The sequence below is a fragment of the Agrobacterium rubi TR3 = NBRC 13261 genome (assembly GCF_000739935.1).
In the GTDB taxonomy this organism is placed as follows: domain Bacteria; phylum Pseudomonadota; class Alphaproteobacteria; order Rhizobiales; family Rhizobiaceae; genus Agrobacterium; species Agrobacterium rubi.
The window spans coordinates 61,813-81,522 of sequence record NZ_BBJU01000027.1 but is presented as its reverse complement, the minus strand read 5'-3'; the positions used below and the strand labels follow the sequence as shown (position 1 = coordinate 81,522).

At 54.2% G+C, this 19,710-nt stretch carries 15 protein-coding genes and 1 pseudogene; 14 read left to right on the top strand and 2 right to left on the bottom strand.

The window, feature by feature from the left end; genetic code table 11:
- Window positions 1–22 precede the first annotated feature (22 nt).
- From RRU01S_RS25560 to RRU01S_RS25085, 3 genes and pseudogenes are all read left to right on the top strand, one after another.
- Window positions 23–193, top strand: a pseudogene (locus tag RRU01S_RS25560) (IS3 family transposase); the annotation flags it as partial.
- 109 nt (window positions 194–302) lie between these two features.
- On the top strand, window positions 303–647 hold the full coding sequence (locus RRU01S_RS20705; protein ID WP_045232118.1) for a hypothetical protein: 345 nt from the start codon (window positions 303–305) through the stop codon (window positions 645–647).
- Between the two features lie 1,095 nt (window positions 648–1,742).
- The gene (locus tag RRU01S_RS25085) at window positions 1,743–2,324 is read left to right on the top strand and encodes a TetR/AcrR family transcriptional regulator (RefSeq protein WP_165572254.1); all 582 of its coding nucleotides are present in this window, start codon (window positions 1,743–1,745) and stop codon (window positions 2,322–2,324) included.
- A gap of 28 nt (window positions 2,325–2,352) precedes the next feature.
- Here the strand turns inward: RRU01S_RS25085 and RRU01S_RS20695 are convergent, their stop codons facing one another.
- Together RRU01S_RS20695 and RRU01S_RS20690 are read right to left on the bottom strand one after the other, a co-directional pair.
- Window positions 2,353–5,490: a multidrug efflux RND transporter permease subunit gene (locus RRU01S_RS20695; protein WP_052816186.1), complete on the bottom strand. Its 3,138-nt coding sequence runs from the start codon at window positions 5,488–5,490 to the stop codon at window positions 2,353–2,355.
- Window positions 5,491–5,496: 6 nt separating this feature from the next.
- Window positions 5,497–6,678 carry an efflux RND transporter periplasmic adaptor subunit gene (locus tag RRU01S_RS20690; RefSeq protein ID WP_052816172.1) on the bottom strand — a complete coding sequence of 394 codons (1,182 nt, stop codon included), beginning with the start codon at window positions 6,676–6,678 and terminating at the stop codon, window positions 5,497–5,499.
- Window positions 6,679–7,716: 1,038 nt separating this feature from the next.
- Between RRU01S_RS20690 and RRU01S_RS20685 the strand changes: the two genes are divergently transcribed.
- The 11 genes from RRU01S_RS20685 to RRU01S_RS20630 all read left to right on the top strand — a co-directional run bounded on the left by RRU01S_RS20685 (window position 7,717) and on the right by RRU01S_RS20630 (window position 19,585).
- Window positions 7,717–8,190 carry a hypothetical protein gene (locus RRU01S_RS20685; protein ID WP_045232116.1) on the top strand — a complete coding sequence of 158 codons (474 nt, stop codon included), beginning with the start codon at window positions 7,717–7,719 and terminating at the stop codon, window positions 8,188–8,190.
- A gap of 706 nt (window positions 8,191–8,896) precedes the next feature.
- A complete protein-coding gene (locus RRU01S_RS20680; RefSeq protein WP_045232115.1) occupies window positions 8,897–9,661 on the top strand; it encodes a response regulator in 765 nt (254 codons plus the stop codon).
- Complete coding sequence (locus RRU01S_RS20675) at window positions 9,658–11,022, top strand: sensor histidine kinase (protein WP_045232114.1); 1,365 nt, start codon at window positions 9,658–9,660, stop codon at window positions 11,020–11,022. Before RRU01S_RS20680 ends, RRU01S_RS20675 begins: the two co-directional genes overlap by 4 nt.
- A gap of 104 nt (window positions 11,023–11,126) precedes the next feature.
- Window positions 11,127–11,789 (top strand): DUF3313 domain-containing protein, encoded by a 663-nt coding sequence (locus RRU01S_RS20670; RefSeq protein WP_045232113.1) that lies wholly within the window; start codon window positions 11,127–11,129, stop codon window positions 11,787–11,789.
- 147 nt (window positions 11,790–11,936) lie between these two features.
- Entirely contained in the window at window positions 11,937–12,308 is a 372-nt protein-coding gene (locus RRU01S_RS20665; protein WP_045232112.1) for a hypothetical protein, read from the top strand.
- Between the two features lie 44 nt (window positions 12,309–12,352).
- Window positions 12,353–13,069: a hypothetical protein gene (locus RRU01S_RS20660; RefSeq protein WP_045232111.1), complete on the top strand. Its 717-nt coding sequence runs from the start codon at window positions 12,353–12,355 to the stop codon at window positions 13,067–13,069.
- Between the two features lie 1,481 nt (window positions 13,070–14,550).
- A complete protein-coding gene (locus RRU01S_RS20645; protein WP_234936195.1) occupies window positions 14,551–16,683 on the top strand; it encodes a peptidase domain-containing ABC transporter in 2,133 nt (710 codons plus the stop codon).
- Complete coding sequence (locus tag RRU01S_RS20640; protein WP_045232108.1) at window positions 16,680–17,918, top strand: HlyD family secretion protein; 1,239 nt, start codon at window positions 16,680–16,682, stop codon at window positions 17,916–17,918. Before RRU01S_RS20645 ends, RRU01S_RS20640 begins: the two co-directional genes overlap by 4 nt.
- 65 nt (window positions 17,919–17,983) lie before the next feature.
- The gene (locus RRU01S_RS20635; protein ID WP_045232107.1) at window positions 17,984–18,223 is read left to right on the top strand and encodes a hypothetical protein; all 240 of its coding nucleotides are present in this window, start codon (window positions 17,984–17,986) and stop codon (window positions 18,221–18,223) included.
- A 407-nt stretch (window positions 18,224–18,630) separates the two neighbouring features.
- Window positions 18,631–18,867 (top strand): hypothetical protein, encoded by a 237-nt coding sequence (locus RRU01S_RS26095; protein ID WP_131367812.1) that lies wholly within the window; start codon window positions 18,631–18,633, stop codon window positions 18,865–18,867.
- Window positions 18,868–18,967: 100 nt separating this feature from the next.
- Complete coding sequence (locus tag RRU01S_RS20630; RefSeq protein ID WP_045232106.1) at window positions 18,968–19,585, top strand: outer membrane protein; 618 nt, start codon at window positions 18,968–18,970, stop codon at window positions 19,583–19,585.
- Window positions 19,586–19,710: the final 125 nt, after the last annotated feature.

The window sequence follows — 19,710 nt, the reverse complement described above, 5'->3', positions numbered from 1 at the left end:
CATTCCCTTAGCAAGCCGCCCCCGGGCTGGAACGGAACTCTTCTATCCACGCGACTGGAAGGCCATCACGATCGACCAGTTCGTTAAAGAAGTGGATGCCTATATCCGCTTGTACAATGAGAAGCGTATCAAGATAGCGCTGGGATCACTCAGCCCGATCGAGTATCGAAGAAGCCTTGGTCTTAGCCCATAAAGCAGTCCAACTTTTTATCCGCACCCCCGTTTGCAACAAAACATAATCATTCGAAACGCAAAGACACACGTCTCTGAACTAAACTTCGTAGAAAACCGGAGAGTGGTCGATGTTGAATCTTGTTGGATTGTGGGCGTTGAAAAGTGTCTGTCTCTACATGCCAGAACCGCGGGCAATCAAACTGTTTGAAAGCGTCTGCGAGGCAGAGGGTGTTGCGACGTTTAGTGCAACAACGCCTGATGAGTTTGAGCTGGCAGCTCGGAATCACCAATTCGCAGCAATCGTAACTGTCGCTGACTGCATCGACGAGATTCGGTTAGTGAGCAATCTACCGATCATCGATATTCAACCCCTTATAGACGATTGGCTCGCAGCGGGTTCATTCCAAAAATTGGTGGGGATCGAAAACCTGACATTTCTTCACGGTACCTGTTTCATCGCTAGGCGACGATAATCGTATCTGGCTTCGGATATGTTCAGAGCATTCAAAGGCAGAATGTGAGCCGTAACGGGAAACCTGCGCGTAACTCAATCAGCGGCCGTAGTCAGCAGGTGTCAGTCACAGTCCCGTTTTCCAACGCAATCCTCTCCAGCCCTGGATCCCTTCACGGTTTGGCGCGCTAGTGGTGAACCGCTTCGAAGCGGGATCGGGAACAACGCTTAGCCGGAATGACGGGCCAAAGGCCAATTGACGACCCCATTTGCACGCTTAGGAGCCGTCTGACTTGCGGCCTCGCATGTCGTAGCAGCCCATGTTCGATACGGCCGGTCCATTAACTTGGCCAGAAGTCGGAGGGGCGTGGTCCCGCCGCCATTTCCACGGAAATCAAGGGTGAGGGCCTTGGCTTTCTGCGATTGATCTACAAAATCGATGGCTGCGTCCTCGAATGCGTCCCTTTCGAAGCTGCGACTGCGCAGGATTGGAATGAACGAGGAGAAACGATCAAGCGCCGGTGCGAGCGAGAGTGTTGGCAAGACGTGTTCGCTTCTCCGGACTTGGACACATTCTCCGCCGGCCAGAAGAGGCGAGAAGCTAGATGGAAAAAGGAAGGTACGACGAAACAAAGCAACTCGTGCAGCCCAAACGCGGGGCCGAAGCCCCGTAAGTCGGCTATAGCCTTCTTTTTCGCCATAGCTCAATTGTCCGCTTCATCGTGACCACGCGGGCGAAAATATCCGCTCCTGGAACGCCAGCGCATCATCCAAGCTCCCGTGAAGCCATTGTTCATGCTCGTCTGCATGTCCACAAGGCGGGTATCCGGTTGTGCGCGGGGTCGGATCGCCTCGTAGCATCCTTCATAACCCCGGAACAGACCGGACCCCACTCGTACTTTTTCACATCGCTTTGAACGAAATGGTGGCGCAGGGGCTGCACCTAATCAGCATTGGGCCGCCGCTGGTCGCGATCCGCGCACGCGACACAACTTCTGTGAGGGCATTGGATCGTTACGGGTTGGCACGCATGACCCATTAGAATATCAATCTGGGTATGAGACAATCGACTAAGTCAGGCTCCGGTGGACGTCCAACTCAAGAGGCAACCGCGCAATTGTCGGGCAAAATCCTCGACGTAGCTGAATCTCTGTTTTTGGCGCAGGGTTTTGAGCGGACATCGATCGATCAAATCGCTACGACAGCGCGTGTAGCCAAGCGCACATTATACGCACGCTTCGCAGACAAGGAGGCCGTCTTTGACGCGGTAGTCAAGAGACGTATTGACAACAACCTCCTGGAGATAGATAGCCTCGACCTGCAGGGCTTGAAACTCGAAGACAAACTGTTGAAGCTGGCTTATCTTCTGCTCGAGCACATCCTCCAGCCGCAGGCAATTGAACTAGACCGGGCGATCACAGCTGAAGCAGTCCGTTTTCCCAATCTTGCGCGCCTCTACAGAGAGCATGCGGCCCCTCGCTATATAGGGTATATCGCGCGGGTGCTGATCTCTTCGTCGGAGTATTATTCAAGCGAGCAAGGAGATGCGCAACGGGATGGGAGCAATTTTTTGGTTCTGATAGTGCTGCCACTTCTACGAACGGCGCTTTTTTCGACTCCAGACCAAGTCAGGCGGGAACTGGAGGGTGGCGTCATAGAAGACCGTGTTCGATTTTTCATGAACGGCATCCGGCCGTAGCCGAAAATTCCTCCCTCGTGTCCTGCACTCACTCAGCCGGAGCGACTTGCGTTGTATGATCCGCTCTTCGCTCGGCCGGATTCTTGCTGAACTTCATCACGAAGGCAAAGAACACAGGAACAAAGAAGATCGCGAGGACCGTAGCGGAAATCATGCCGCCAAGTACGCCAGTTCCAATCGCCGTCTGGCTACCGGATCCTGCGCCCGTAGCGATCGCCAGAGGTACCACACCCAGAGCGAAGGCGAGTGACGTCATCAGGATTGGTCGGAAACGAAGGTGCGCAGCCTCCACAGCTGCATCGAACGTCGACTTGCCTTCCGCCCTGAGGTCCTTGGCGAATTCAATGATCAGAATGGCATTCTTCGCTGACAGTCCCATGATGGTGATCAAGCCAACCTTGAAATACACATCGTTTGGCATGTCACGCAGCATTACTGCACCGACCGCACCAATCACGCCAAGTGGAATGACCAACAACACCGAAAGCGGTATCGCCCAGCTTTCATAGAGAGCCGCGAGGCAGAGAAACACCAGTATGACAGACAGGCCCAAAAGCATCGGCACCTGCGAGCCGGACTGGATTTCCTGTAGCGACTGCCCGCTCCATTCGTATCCAAAACCGGATGGCAGTGCGCCAGCAATCCGTTCGACCTCAGTGATGGCATCGCCCGAGGAATAACCCGGAGCCGCCTGACCGCTGAACCGGACCGCCGGGAAACCATTATAACCGACGATCTGCGCCGAACCCTTGGTGAACTCATATCTGGCGAAGGCCGAGATCGGCACCATGCCGCCTTCGGAGTTTCTCACCGTCAGTTTCATGACGTCGAAGATCGTGCCGCGCTTGTTCGCGTCGGCCTGCACGGTGACCCGCTGCATGCGCCCAGCATTGGGGAAGTCATTGACGTATGCAGAGCCGAGGCTGGTGCTGATGGTCTGGTTGATGTCGGCGAAGGTGACGCCATAGGTGTTGGCCTTCTCGCGATCGATGGTCAGCACGGTTTGCGGTGCATCGGCAAGACCCTCGACCATGACCCGCGCAAGAATTGGGCTTTTGCCGGCCTCTGCCATGAACTGATCACGCGCCGAATTTAAAGCGTCTGTACCTTGTTTGCCGCGATCCTGAAGCCGGAACGCAAATCCATTGGAGGTGCCGAGGCCAGAAATCGCGGGCGGCGACAGGGCGTAAGCCGTCGAGTCCTTGATGGCCTGGAAGCCGGCATTGAACTTGTTCGACAAAGCCTTGGCCGACTGCTCAGCGGTCCGTTCGCTCCAATCCTTCAGGGTGATGAACGAAAGTCCGGCGTTCTCGCCCGACCCGGAGAAGCTAAAGCCACTGATCGCCACAATGCGATCAACCGATCGTTCGGACGTGACGACCTTCTCCATAAGCTTGATAGAATCGAGCGTCCGTTCCGCCGTAGCATCGGCCGGACCCTGGACCTGGGCGAGCAACGTGCCCTGATCTTCATCAGGAAGGAAGGAAGACGGCAATTGCAGGAACATCCAGGCCGTCGCTGCTGCTACGACGAGGTAGATCAGCATGACGCGTCCTGAACGCTTGATCAGGCGCGCTACCCAACCGCTATATGTATGGGAACCACGGTCAAAGCCACGGTTGAACCAACCGAAGAAACCTTTCTTGTTGTGAGCATGCCCCTTTTCGACAGGTTTAAGAAACGTCGCGCAAAGAGCAGGGGTTAGCGTCAAGGCGAGGAAAGCAGAAAACAGGATCGACGCCACCATTGTCAGTGAAAATTGCTTATAGATAACGCCGACTGCACCCGGGAAGAATGCCATCGGAACGAAAACCGCAGTCAGCACCAGAGTAATGCCGATCACCGCGCCGGTTATCTGCATCATTGCCTTCTTGGTCGCGTCTTTCGGCGAAAGCCCCTCTTCCATCATAATACGCTCGACGTTTTCAACAACAACGATCGCGTCGTCCACGAGAATACCGATGGCCAGAACCATGCCAAACATCGTCAGAACATTGATCGAGAAACCGAGCACGAACATCACACCGCAAGCGCCTAGCAACGCGATCGGCACGACGATTGTCGGAATGATGGTGTAGCGAATATTCTGCAGAAATAGGAACATGACGAGAAAGACAAGGACCATCGCCTCGGCCAGCGTCATCAAAACCTGTTCGATGGAGATATAGACGAATGGCGTGGTGTCGTAGGGGACCGAATATTCGATGTCTTCGGGAAACGATGGTGCCAGCTCTGCCAGCCGCGCCTTGATGGCAGTGGCGGTGGTCAGCGCATTCCCGCCCGGTGCAAGTTCGATCGACGCACCGGCAGCAGGTTTGCCATTTATCCTGACCGAGGTGGCATAGCTGTCGGCACCGACTTCGATCCGCGCTACGTCTCGCAGTCTAACTGTCGACCCGTCTGTTTCGGCGCGAAGTACGATCTGGCCGAATTCGTCCGGCGAGGTTAACTGCCCCTTGATCAACAACGATCCCGTGGTACGCCTGTCCGGCGCCGACGGTGCTGTCCCGAGACGGCCGGCAGCAACCTGAGCATTCTGTGCCTGGATAGCACTTGTAACGTCGGCTGGCGTGAGATTGAGACCAAGCAGTTTGTCGGGATCAAGCCAGACGCGCATGGCACGCTCGCTGCCGAACAGCTGGGCATTACCCACACCGGGAACGCGCCGTAACTCGTTGGCAACATTACGGCTCATATAGTCACCCAGCGCGATGCCGTCCATTGAACCGTTCTTTGATGTCAGAGCCACCAGCAACAACGTGCCACCGCCTGCAGTATCGACGCTGATACCCTGCTGGACGATGGAGGATGGCAGTCTGGCCTCAACGCGGCGAACACGGTTCTGCACTTCGACGGCAGCCGTTTCGGGGACGGTACCTGGTTCGAATGTCACGGTAATGCTGATAGAGCCTTGGGCATTCGACGTGGACTCGTAGTAGAGCAGCCCCGGGATACCATTAAGCTCTTCCTCCATCAGACGCGTCACGCCCTCATAGGTGTCTTCAGGCGATGCACCGGGGTAAGTGGCGGAGATGGTGATCTGCGGAGGTGCCACATCCGGGTATTGGGAGATGGGCAGCATGGTTAGCGAAATTGCGCCTGCTAGCATGATGGCAATGGAGAGCACCCAGGCAAAGACTGGCCGATCGATAAAGAATGCAGGGATCAATGGTCAGCCCTCCTTTTTCGGGGAGGCGTCAGCAGCGACTGGATTGATCCATGGCTCGGCTTTCACATCCTGACCGGGGCCGACCTTCTGAAAACCTTCGACGATCACCTTGTCATTGGCCGCAAGTCCTTTGATGACTACCCATCTGCCATTGACTATCCAGCCAAGCGCCACTTCACGGATTTCGACCTTGCCCTCGGCATTGACGATGTAAAGCTGTGGCTTTCCAGCGGTATCACGCTGGACGGACTGTTCCGGCACAGCGAAGGCTCCTTCGAGCGCTCCCTGCTGGAGTTTTGATCGGACATACATGCCCGGCAAAAGGTTGCGCTCCGGGTTGGGGAATTCACCACGTAAGATGAGTTGGCCGGTCTGGGCATTGACGCTCGCCTCAGAAAACAAAAGCTTGCCGTCATGAGGATAGGGACGACCCTGCTCCGTCACCAGCTTCATGCCGACGCCACCTGCAGCATCTTCCTTGAGATCGCCATTCTTGATGGCGTTGCGCAACAGGATCAACGTGTCGGCCGGCTGGGTGAAATCCGCGTAAATCGGATCGATCTGCTGGATAGTTGCCATCACGTCGGATGTCGGGCTAACCAGCGTGCCTTCTGTGATCAGTGCACGGCCGATATTGCCGCTGATTGGCGCCTTGATTTGAGTGTACTGTAGCTCGAGCTGGGCAGATCGGAGGTCTGCCTGAGCGCGTGCGACATCTGCATTGCTTTGCGCAAGCTCGCCGATTGCTGTCTCGCTGGCGTCGGCACTGGCGACACCGCTCTGACGTAGCTGGGTCTGCCTGTCTGCCTTCTGCCCTGCAAGCTTCTGTGCTGCGAGCGCGGCGTCGAGAGTGGCCTGGGCGGAGTCGACCTTTGCCTGAAATGGTGCCGCGTCAATGACGTAGAGAAGATCGCCCTCTGTGACAGCTGCTCCCTGCTCGAATACCCGCTTTTGCACGAGACCGGTTATCCGGGGACGGACATCCGCGGTAATCATCGGCGACACGCGGCCCGGTAATTCGCTGACAACCGGGATGGTCTCGGGTTTGACTTCAACGATAGAAACTTGTGTTGGCGGTCGTTCAGCCCCTTGTTTCTGTTCCCCCTCCTCTTTTCCACAAGCCGCGAGCGAAACGGCAGCACAGGCCAAAATGGCCAAGCGGATGGAGTTCGTCATAAGGTGCATTGTTTATCCTGAAATTAATTGGCGCGGCGCGCAACGCTGCACTTCTGATGGAAGTCAAACGCAAAAGAAACGAAACGGTTCCGTTGCGTTTCAGTTGCGCAGCATTGTTGATTTTCATTGCGGCTCGGTCTCACAATTCCGCGATGCGCACGAAGAGGAATTTGGAGTGAGCGCCCCTCTGTTCATGATCAGTATATGGCATACGTGCCGTACGATCATGCCAGATCCAATTGTGTCCTAAGATGCTATTATGTTCAGAAATGTTGTAGGGCTACCGCGCCTTGCCGCGCCGCGCGGCAGCTGTCAGCAAAGTGCGATGGCCAGATAATGCGGATCGGACTTTCGTTTAAGCTCAGTTCGTTCGTCGTAGTCCTCGCTGGACTGTATTAAGGCATCGAAACAGCTTAACGTGCTGGGCAGGATATTACCCACATCCGCGGCACACTCACGCAAGCTGCCACCTATCCCTTGGCGGAAGTTGGCCGACACACAGCGGAGGCGTACAGTGAAGTCAAAGCAAGGCTCGCCGCACACTATTTGGATCTATGGCGCAGTGTTCCGCGATGGATAGAAGATTGGCAGGATCGAGTACCAAGCAAGACGCTTCAGGTCGACGAAGATGATCGTCGCGCAAGCGATCGAGCGTGACTACCTTCTAGTTACGAGGCGATCAAAGACTGGCCGACCTTTTCAGCAAAGCGATCCCAGAATTGCGACTTTCGGTCGTGTCACCATCCACCTATGCGCCCAAAAATCAGAACTTTCGTACATTGCAGCGTTTCCCTTTAAAGTAACTCATATCCGCACGTGTTGAAGTAATTTTGAGCCTCTTTGGCTTAACCGGATCAATGAGTTTCCCGATGCGTTTCCAAGCCCGGTAACGTTTCAATCGGCCGCGTTTCGCAAGAGTGTCTATGCGTTGCGAATGATTATATCTTGTTGCAACCACGCTTTGCGCACATAAAAATACACATAACCGAACACAGTGCTGCAATGGCCCGGGCTAATCTTCGTCATCACCGATGAGGAAAGCGCAACATGCTCCACCCCCCGAAAGTTTCGAAAATACTAGTCTTTCTGCCTGAGGCAGCCGGCGCGACGATCGTTGCCAGGCTGGCAGACCATGGATTTCAGTCTGTCTGCGTGTCCACGGTGCCCGAGGCTTTTGATGCGTTACGATCGGACGAGTTTGTTTTTGCCATAACGAGTCGGCCGGACATTGACTTGCTGCGTAATATTCGCGTCTTACCCGTTATCAACCTGGAAGTTTTTTTCCATGCCGACATCTCAAGCGATGGTAGGCGAGTTAATTCGAAGCGGTTTGACAATAAGGCCTTTCTTGAAAGGGTACAGTTTCTTGCCGTGCCAGTGCCGGCTACAAGGTCGGTCATGGCGACAGGTCACGTGACACCGTTGACCACAAAGGCGAAGCGCACTTTCCGATGGTGGACCATCGCCGCCAATGCGCTACGCTCTCAAAGTCGCAAGGATACGATGGATGCTCCCTTCTGATATATCCCGGCATTCCACAGGGCGTCCGTCAAATGTATCGCAGGTCTTAGCGCTCTTGTCAGAGCCGCCTGCCGGGCGGGTGAAGAGTTGGGTCGCGAGACGACAGCGATCAAACCGGTTTTTGCGCGTCGGTGAGATTTGGCAAACGGCCGCACCAATAAAGGAACAATCGTTTTTGGGAGTATGCCTTGTAATGTCTTGGCTGATTAGTGCTGCATCCTTGACAGGTTACGTCATCCTGGCAATGTTTGTGCTCGTGGCGCTTGGGCGGGTTGCCAAGCATAGCTGCCTTGCATTGGCAGGCAGATTGCCTCGGCGGTCACGATCGAGGCATCACGTAGTAACCTGGGTATCCGCAGCATTTTTTTCGCTACTGGCGGTCAGAGCCTGCTACATCGCAGCAGCTATTGTTGACGCCGAGTTTCGGTCAAACCCAATCGAATACAGTAACGCGGAGTAAGCGCGTTGTTGGAATGTCTGTGTTTTTAACGATTCCGGTGAGCAGAAATTTTAACGCACCGGTTCGGACCGCACGCGTATTTTGTTATAGATTTCTGCGGTCTGCAAAATATTTCGGAGCCGCAACATCTTGCAATATTTCCTAATAAAGTTTTGCATGAGATCGGATAAAGGTTGGATTGCAGGCGGGCGGTCCCGCTAAAATTCGCCAAACGGATTTCCGATATCACCCGACAAAAGGTTGCATATGGCAATATCCCCGCAACAGCCAGGAAATTTGACGCCGATTAGAGCGGGCGCACTGTCGCATAAAATCCTGATAGTCGAAGACGACAGAGATATTGCGGACATGCTCGTCGATCTGATGAAAGGCCACGGCTACGACGCTGCCTCGGTCGGAAACGGCATCGAGATGGACAGAATCCTTGGCCGTCATAGTTTCGATCTGATCCTTTTGGATGGAATGCTACCCGGGGAGGATGGCTTCAGCATCTGCAGGCGATTGCGGTCTTCAGGAAAGACTCCGATCCTGATGTTGACAGCACTTCGCGAGGATATAGACCGCATACTCGGGTTGGAACTGGGAGCGGACGACTATGTTACCAAGCCGTTCAATTCTCGAGAGCTGCTGGCGCGCATTAGAAACATCCTGCGCAGAGCATCTGATCATGATGAGCCTGAAGCTGAGCTTGAACCAATGACGTTTTCGGGATGGCGAATAGACCCGCGGAGTCGTCAGCTCTTCGATGCGGATGGCGCGCAGGTTTCCATGACAACAGCAGAATTCGACCTTCTTTGGGCCTTTTGCTGCCACCCCAACAAGGTTCTCACACGTGAACAACTTCTTGCGATGACGCACGCGGGCTCGGCAGGCCCGATCGAACGAAGCATTGATGCCCATATCAGCCGTGTTCGGCAGAAGATTGAGCCTAATCTCAAGGACCCGACATTCATCAAGACCGTGCGGCTGGGTGGATACCTGTTCGCCTCGCAGGTTGAGCGTCTTTCATGAAGGGGCTTCGAAGCGCCTCTATCCGCAAACAGCTCTTGTTTCTTGCGATCCTGCTTGTCGTTCTCGTATCAGTTGTTGCAGCGACAACGGAGCCCTTTATATATGGGAGGCACGATAAGGGCATAGAGATTGGGTTGTTTGCCGGTCGTATCGAAACAGTGCTCGAACAATATTCCCGAGGCCAAACCGAGCTGGAGGAAGAGGCCGCACTGCGCTTTGCCGATCGGCTCGGCATTTGGACAAAGCGCGCGTCTGTTTCCCGAGCTTCCATGTTGTACGAGGCTGGTACGCCGAACCCTGAGATCCTGCAGCGTGTTAAAGAGCTCATAAATGATGGGATCGTGACAGCGATGCAAAATGCGGTCTCCAGTGATCATGGCGCACCCGTGCTCACCATCAAAGTTGATGAAACGAGAGCCCTTTCTTTTACAATGCCGCAGTTTCCTACCAGCGTCTGGCTGGTACCAGCCATGGCAAGCGGCATTTTGAAGATTGTCATCCCGCTGATCCTGTTGGCATACTTGGGCAGTTGGTTAATCACAGAGCCCGTGATCCGGTTCGCGGCAGCTGCGCAACGCGTCAGCATGGACGATCATTCTGAGGAGCCGTTCAAAGCCGAGGGTGCGTTAGAAATCAGGAGCCTGGCGGCATCGCTTAATGTCATGCAGGGCCGAATACAGACAATGCTACGTGAGAGGACGAGGGTACTTCGAGCGATCAGTCACGACCTTAGAACACCACTCACAAGGTTGCGAATGCGTATCGAAAGATCGAATGAACCCGCTCTGAGAGAGATGATGCTGGCTGATGTGACAATGCTGTCCTCGCTGATCGACACCAGTCTCAGCTTTCTCGACAATACGTTCGAGCCAGCCCGCAAGGTGGACCTGTCGAGCTTGCTGCAAACGATTTCTGACGACTTTGCGGATACTGGTGTCAGCACTCGCTTTATCGGGCCCAGGCGCCTCACATACATATGCATGCCGCAAGGTTTGACACGCGCCGTTTCAAATCTTGTCGATAATGCCTCTAGATACGCCGACCATATCGAGATCGCGCTTGAAGATCGGCATGACACAGTCACCATCACGGTTTCAGACGATGGGCCGGGTCTGCCAGATGATTTGAAGGAGAAGGTTATAGAGCCGTTTTTCAAGGCAGATGCATCCCGTCAATCCGGAGCAAAGACCGGTGGTTTCGGACTTGGTCTGTCAATAGCGCAGGGGATCGTGGTGATAGGTCACAAGGGCGTCTTCACATTGCGGAACCGACAGCCAAACGGCCTCGCCGTTGAGATCATCCTGCCGAAAGGAGAGATACTGCAGTCTCGGAACTCGTCCTCCGATACTCTCATAATTTAATGTCTCCGACCCGCGCGAACATTTCCTAACATTTTTGAAAACGCAATAACGTTGCGGTCAGCTATCGGTGTGCCACACGGTGCCAACCGGCTGGAGTCAGACCATTGAAGATTACCTACAAAGCAAGCATTTGCCTTGTCATCGCCAGTGGCCTGCTTGCCAGCTGCACCACTGCAGATCCGACTGCCTACAGCGGTCTGGCGTCGGCGCAGCACCTCAAAGCAGACACCAGTGATCGCAATGGCCGTGTTCCATACAGTTACAATAGCGGGGCAAACTGGAGCCACTACGACAAGGTCATCGTTGATCCTGTCACGGTTTACCGGGGACAGGACAGCCAGTTCGTCAAAGTCAGCGAGCAGGACAAGGTCGCTCTTGCCAGCTACATGCAATCTCGGTTCACGCAGAAACTACGGACGCGTTTTTCTGTTGTTTCCGCACCCGCGCCTGGAACGCTGCGCGTTCGTCTGACACTCACCGGCGCAAAGACGACGACGCCCGTTCTCGGTCCTATCTCGCATCTTGATGTCGGGGGAGGTGTGTATAACGCGGTGCAGGCCGTTCGTGATAAGGAAGGCACGATGACCGGCTCGGTGTCCTACGCCGTTGAGATATTCGACACGACGACGAGCACGCTCTTGTCGGCCTACGTTACCAAACAGTATCCCAACGCGATGAATGTTGGTGCCAGCTTCGGCTCGCTCAAGGCGTCGGAAGTGGCGATCGACAAGGGTGCCGATGCGCTGCTGTCCCGGTTGCGCCCCTGAGGCCAGCCGCAACATTTCAGCACAACAAACGACACACAGCAACAGTAGCCACGGGCATGATGCCGCCATGCTTCCTTTTGAGATGCCAATACCCATCCCTCGGGGCACTGGAGCATGCTGTTCAATGCACACTAAAAGGAGAAGATCATGAGACGCCATGTTATCCTATTCAGCGCGACCTCAGTCTTCAGCGCGATCGCTGCACTACCTGCCTTCTCGCAGGTCGTGATTTATGATGGCCAATCCTCGGAGCCCTATTCTGTGGATGGCAACACAGAATCCAACTTCCTTCATGCCTGGAACCGCAACCATGACGATCAAAACAGATGGTCCCAGCGAGGCGGGCGTTTTGGACCGGACGACGTCATCACCTTGCTTGAGGACAGGGGTTACCGGGTGAGAAACGTTCAGGATGTTGGTGAACGATTTCTCGTCAAGGCGACCCGCGGAGGCGACAACCTGCTCGTTAGTGTATCGCGTTCTGGCGATATCATGGGGGTTGTTCACGACCAGTACTGAGGCATATGCGCATCATTCCAACACCGTCAACAGAAAGGCAACCCATGGCCATTTATCTCAGCGGCGATATCATTCCGCCATCCGCAATACACACGGATAGCGCAATACATCTCGAGCGCGTATGGCGGCATCGCCATGATCTCGAGCTCGGAGCGGGAAAGCCGCGGCGCGTCCGTTTAGCAATGCTCGCACTTGGGGTTGGCGGTCTTCTTCTCGGCTCACTCGGTATGTTGTGGTATGGCAATCTCGGACCTGCCCATACCACTGTTTTTGAGGAAGCCATGGCTTCCACGCCTATTCGGCAGGTTGGTAAAGTCGTTTCGACAAAACTGACAGAAGTTCGCGATGCAGCGTCGTTGCCCGTCTCGGCAAGCAAGGCCGAACCTCAGAATGACACTCTTCCCTATGGTGTCATTCCAACCAAGCGCCCGACCTCTGCAACGATCAAGTCCGGTGGGTCCCAGGCGACTGGTAAATTTTCTACAGCTAACTCGGCGAGGGTCGTTCGCTATGACCGCTGCCAACCCAAGTGCGAAACTCAAGACCCGCTCATTGTCGGCACCACACGGCCTGTAGTTTACGTGCCAACGTCCACGGGCGTCGCCGAAACCATCGTAAGTGAGCGTGCGGACAAAACTCCAGATATCGGTGCAGCCGCAATGAATAGCGCGGGAACGATCCTTTTCCAGACCGCAACCTTGCCTTTTACGGCGGTGAAATTCGGTCGGGATGCCCTGATCAAAACGGCAGACTTGGATTGACGAGCTGAGCCGTTAATGGGGCCTACTAAGACGAGAAACAATCGCGTCCGACAACAACTGCCCCGCGTGAGAGCCTAAACCTAAGCCTCTCGATCGGTCATAAACCTATCCGCAAAGCTTATCGCAGCCGCGTCACCCCAAGTGCCCACCCTTACAACCATATAGATATATCCTAATTCAGTAGTTACTAGAAGTTGTTGTTAAATCCAGTGAATAATATGCACATCCGCAAAATCGACGATGCAACCGCCATCCCCTGATGTCGGCGGTTTCATGTTTTTCCACTGAGGCCCAACAGCCTGTTCCAGAATTGGTGCAGGCGGAGTCCCACATTATCGGCCGGCGCGGACCTTGGGGGCGTTGAGCGGGTCGGACCTACAAACTTTTTTGCTCTCTCGTGGCGTCACCCAGTGCGGCACGGCGGCGAGCGTCGGCGTCGAGTCGACGGCCCGTCAGTCTTATGATCTGAGTCTAAATGTGACTATCGTGCTTGATGTAATCTCGGATTTCAATCCGGCTGCCAAAGCAGCTTGTGAGGCCAACATCTACCCCATGCCGGCTGAGACCAGATCTCTACTTGAGATCATCGAGGTCCTTAATCGAATTTCCCGGGCGTAAATGTCCGCCGTGTTGCTCGGATCGGTTACTGCCAGTGCAGAGATCAAGTTTTTCGCAAATCGGTCTGCATGCATTTTCTCGCACGCCTAAAGCCGATTTCCAAAAGGCTGATTGGATAATCCCACATCGCGCGACACTGTCGTCAGCGGCAAATGTTTCAGGCTTTATACGTAGTGCGGACAGGACGCGCTGAGCGGCTCCAATGTCCTCCCCAGGCAAATCCTCCGCCAGAGCTCTACAAGCCGAAAATAAAGGCTGATTACGGCCTCATAGGTTTGCTTCCCTTGGAGGTTAGCCGCGAACGTGTCCTGGCTGCCAGAATCATCCGAAAATACGATGAATTTTAAACGGTATTCCATGTCGTATTCACCCAGTCGATTACAAGGCTGTTGAAGCCTCAACATTTCGCAACAAATTGAAACACACAGCAACGCGCGCCCAAAGTAGGTTTCATCACAAGCTAAAAACCTAAGCCAAGGGTGGTTTTGATGAAAGATTTATGAACTTTGGGTCGTAATAGTGCCTCCGCATCCTACGTCAGAGTCGCGTCCCGAGGGCGGTTGCAGGGAAATTTCAATGACAGACGTCATTTTCAAAAAAGGGACTGCGGGACGATACGGAGCCAAGGCAATAACGCCGAGTGCGTGGAGACTGCCGACAAGGCTGCGTGAATTCGCAAACCGGGACAAGATATCGCTGGGAAGCCTTGGGGATAGTGTGTCGCGCTGAATGAACCCTGGGACAAGCCAGCGTTAAAACTGTTTTCATAAGCTCGTTGACTAAAGCCGCTGCTCAGTAAGCCGGTGAAACGCGCTGAACTTCAAATACGCTTGTTGCAATCAAACACGCAGGAGGATTGTCCGTTGCTTCTCGATGTCATGAACAATCGTTCTCGGATCGTACCAATTCTACAGTCGGAAGCAGCGGAATGCGGGCTTGCATGCCTAGCTATGGTGGCATCGTATCACGGCCATCTCGTGACAATGTCCGAACTGAGAAGACGCCATGCGGTATCGGCCAAAGGAACCACCCTCAAGAGTCTGATTTCCATTGCTGACGACCTTGCCCTTACCGGTCGGGCATTGAAGGTAGAAATGGACGGCTTGGGCGAGTTGAAGACCCCTTGCATCCTTCACTGGGATATGTCGCACTACGTCGTTCTCAGTCGTGCCAACAGGAAATGGATCAAAATACACGATCCAGCGAGTGGACACAGACATCTTACCCTGACTGAAGCGTCCGCACATTTCACTGGAGTTGCGCTGGAACTCACGCCGGCAGCTTCGTTTCAAAAACGCCAAAAAGTCGAACGGGTGCACTTGACGGATTTGTGGTCAAGGAGCGCAGGGTTTATTCCAAGCTTTGTTCAAATCCTCCTTCTTACTGCTTCGCTTCAGTTTCTTGCTCTAGTGTCACCTCTAATCAACCAGTTGATCGTAGATGAAGCGATCGCGAAAGGCGATTTCAGCCTCCTGAACATTATCGTCATTGGTGCAGGTCTTCTGTTGTTAATCCAAGGTGCGACCACATTGCTGCGTGGGTACGTACAGATGCACTTCAGCACCCTTCTGACGTTTCAGATGCGTGGTAATCTGCTTCGTCACGCTTTGCGCTTACCAGTACCTTGGTTCGAGAAGCGTCGCCTCGGCGACATCTTATCTCGATTTAATTCCCTTCAACCTGTTGAGGATCTTCTAACGGGTGGCTTGGTTTCAGGTATTCTGGACGGGCTGATGGCAATCCTTACCCTTGCGGTCATGCTCATCTATGCGCCCTATCTTGCACTTGTGGTGTTGGCCTCACTAGCTGTCGTCATTTGCACAAGGTTGATCACGTTTCCTTGGTTGCGCAATCTCACCAATGAAGGGCTTCAATACCAAGCGAGAGTGGACAGTGTTTTCCTGGAAACCATCCGCGGCGCACGGGCTTTCAAGCTCTTTGGTCGAGAACTGGAACGACACGGGGTATGGCAGAATGCCTATGTTGACAGTCTCAACAATAATGTGCGCCTTCAAAAAATCGGCCTAAAAGGCACGGCCGGGCTGTCGATTGTCACAGGCGGAGAACTGCTTCTGGTGTTCTATCTCGGTGCGAGCGCGATCATCCGAGGTGAGATGACGCTCGGCATGTTGCTGGCCTTCCTGTCCTATCGTGGCCAATTCAGCAGCGCTGCGCTGTCATTCGTAGAACAGTGCTTCAAGTTTCGCATGACGGGACTGCATCTCGAGAGATTGTCTGACGCCGTGCACCAAGATTCGGAGCCTGGTATCGAGGCCGGTCCGCATGCACTTCGCCCTGTAGTGGGCGGGCTTAGCATAAGCAATCTCTCATTCCGTTACGCCGAGCGTGAAGCCTGGGTGCTGAAGAATGTTTCCCTGGACATCACGGCGGGTCAATCAGTGGTATTTGTCGGACCTTCCGGTGGTGGAAAATCGACACTTCTAAAAGTGTTGATGGGGCTTTATCCGCCGTGTGAAGGGGAGGTCTTGGTTGATAGTCTAAGCTTCAGTGCTGTCGGCATGCGAGCCTATCGCGCGCAAATTGGCGTGGTGATGCAAGATGACCAGCTTTTTGCGGGCACGATTGCGGACAATATCGCCTTCTTCGATCCAGAGATGGATATGGCGCAGGTCGAATTTGTAGCTCGCAAGGTCGATCTGCACCAAGAAATCGAACGTATGCCGATGGGCTATATGACACTGGTTGGAGACCTGGGCACAACATTGTCGGGCGGGCAGCAACAGCGCGCGCTTCTGGCGAGAGCTCTCTACAAAAGACCCAAAATCCTGTTCCTTGACGAAGGAACAGCCAATCTCGATCTTTTGTCCGAACGTCGCGTTATGCAGTCTCTCAAGGGCCTCGGTATAACCCAGATTATGGTTGCCCATCGCCCTGGCGCTATTGAAGGGGCGTCACGTATCTTCGCCATCGAGGCAGGCGAGGTTCGCGAATTGCACCGGGAAATCCCGGCGCAGCCATTGCAGGTGGTGCCATGAGCGACACGCTGTTTAGACCCGAAGCAATTGAACATCGTCGCAGGTTGCGTGGTGAGGTGATGATTGCACAGCCCGTGAGTTATGGCGTGATGACGGTGTTGCTGGGTGTCGTGGTCGTCGTCGGGGCTTCATATCTGATGACCGGTACCTACGCAAGAAAGGAAACGGTCCAGGGATATGTCGCGCCCACCGGTGGCCTGGCTCAATTATATGCCACAAAAGGAGGCGTCATTTCCAAGGTCCTGGTCCGTGAAGGCGACCTGGTCACGCAAGGCCAGCCGATGGTAGAGCTATCGCTGGAGACAACCGGTTCTCAAGGGAAGGTTGGCGAGGAACTGCGCTTGCAGATTGTCTCCCGCATCCAGTCCCTTGATATACAAATTGAAGCGGCCGAAGCACGCTTTGATGAAGAGCGTCGTCGACTGGCTGCAAGACTTCACGGTCTTGCCGAAGAGCTTGCCTCGCAAACCCGCCGGCTCTTGTCGGAACGCGAACTCAAGGATCTTCAAACGCGAGATGTTGAACGCTACGCCGGCCTCCAAGTGGGGGGCAGCGGCACAAAGTTTGAATTGTCGCGACTGCAGCAGCAGATTCTATCGCAGAAAAGTGTAATTTACGAACTGGAGCGCCAACATGCACAGCGCCAGGGCGATCTGGATGACGTGCAGTCGCAATTGACAAAACTACCCGCTGAGCAGAACGATAAGCTCGCCCAGTTGCAGGGGCTTCGCAGCGAACTTCAGCAGTCGCTGGCTCAGCTTCAGATTGATCGAGCTTACGTCGTCGTTGCACCCGTTGCCGGTAGGGTTGCTGCTCTGCAGGCGCAGCCTGGTCAGACGGCTGTGGCTCAGTCCCCCTTGGCAGCACTTGTTCCCGCGGGAAGTTCTCTTGAGGCAAATCTGCTTTTGCCGTCACGAGCCGCCGGTCTGGTCCAGATCGGCCAGGACGTCAGGCTCAGGATTGACGCCTTTCCCTACCAACGCTTTGGAGTGATTGTCGGCCGCGTCGCCCAAGTTTCGCGCTCGACTTATCTCGAAGGCGAATTGTTGGCTCCAATCTCATTCACAGATCCCGTCTACCGGGTCACCGTCAGCCTCGATCGTACGAGCGTTTCCGCCTACGGCGAGGAGCGCCAACTGACGCCCGGTATGACACTCATCGGCGATATCATTACAGATCGCCGACACTTCACCGACTGGATCACGGATCCGCTAAAAGCCATAGCCAGTCGGTGAATCCAGCAAAGGGAACGACCTTCCTGGTCGGACCTTCACGACTAACCAACCCAAAGGAGACTAACATGAGCAAGATGATTGAAATCAACAGCGATATGCTCGATCTCGTGAGCGGCGGTGCCACAACCGTCGCTTCCACGGTTACGATTGGTGCTGATGGCGCTGTCACCGGGAACTACTCGTTCGGTAGCCGATCGGGAAGCTTCTCGGCAACATTGCCGGCCGAAGTCGTACAGAAGGCCGGAACTTTTTCTTTTAGCAATAAGTCTGGTTCTTTCAGCTTTGAGAACTCGTTTGCTAGCTAGATTTAGCTGACCAAACTGAGCCTGGCGGATAAAGATCTAGCCGCCAGGCTCCCCCTTCCGGGACCTTCGCGTCTTACCCGTCATGAACTCAGAGTCTTTTCCCACCCACATTTCTCGCGATGGAAGGTTTGGCGATGCTAAGCGTGGGACAGCGAGGCCTTCCTTAATAGGAATGAGTTTCTCGCTATGCAGGTGCCAGCTACAAGGTTCGGTCATGCCAACAGTTCAGGTGGCACCGTTGTCGGTAAGCCTGAGTGGTGACGTCGATTGATGGGCATCTGTTATACGCTCTTCAATCCCATCCGAAATTGCAATCTTATTGAACAACTTGCCTCTATGTCGACTTGTTTTCGACATCGCAAGGTTACGTGGCGAGCGTATAAGCTCTCCAAACAAAGGTGACGAGCATGTCGCAAACCGAGTTAACGCTTCAAGAAGTTCTCAATGACCCGCTGATCCTTCAAGTCATGCAAGCAGACGGAATATCCGCCTGTCAATTGCTGAGTTTGCTTAGTGAAGCGCGTGATCATCACAGGAACACCAACTACCGCGACATCCGGGGATCGTCCATGACTGCATCCGCCACCAAAACTGATCTAGCACCAAAGAAAGTCAAGACCACATTGCAACATAACATAATGTGAAAAGACACTCTGCAACAAGCGCTTAGGCCATAATCGTTCTCGAACAGGGCTAGACCGTCTTGGGTTTTCCTGTTCCGCCATTCAACACAGGAACGATCACATGAAACTTAAAATTTTTGCGCTTGCAGCGCTCGCAGTCTCTTCTGCAGCGCCGGTTGTTGCAGCAGATATTGTCTATGAGCAACCTTCGGCTCCAAATGAGCAGCAGGTTTCCTCCTTGTATGATTGGTCTGGCTTTTATCTCGGCGCGCAGGGCGGATACAGTTGGAATCAGGCGACAATCTTTGGCTCTGACGTGGATCTCGACAGTGGCTCGGCAGGTGCACATGCTGGGTACAATTTTCAGCGTGGAAATATCGTTTTTGGTATCGAGAACGACTTCAACTATAATTTTGAAGAGAGCAGCGGCGCTAACGTCGAGTGGGACGCCTCGGGCCGCGGTCGTGTTGGTTATGCGTGGGATCGCACTTTATTCTTCGCTACAGCCGGTATCGCTGCGGCAGGTGTTAAGGTCGATGTTCCTGGCGCGGACAAGAAAGATGATATTCTGATTGGATGGACGGCCGGCGGCGGTGTCGAGTATGCCTTCACGGATAATATTCTTGTGCGCGGCGAATATCGATACTCTGACTTCGGCAACAAAGACTTTGGGTCGGCGGTTGGCGAAATCGGAGCAACCCAACATAAGGTCATGTTAGGCGCGAGCTATAAATTTTGACAATCCGGCTTCCCATTTCCTCCAGTCTCGGAGGCCGGTAAAATGGCGGATTGTTGGTCCCCGCAAAGCATTAGAGCTTGTGGAAGATCAACAATCGACTGCCTTGGGAGCTTTGCAGGCCTGAC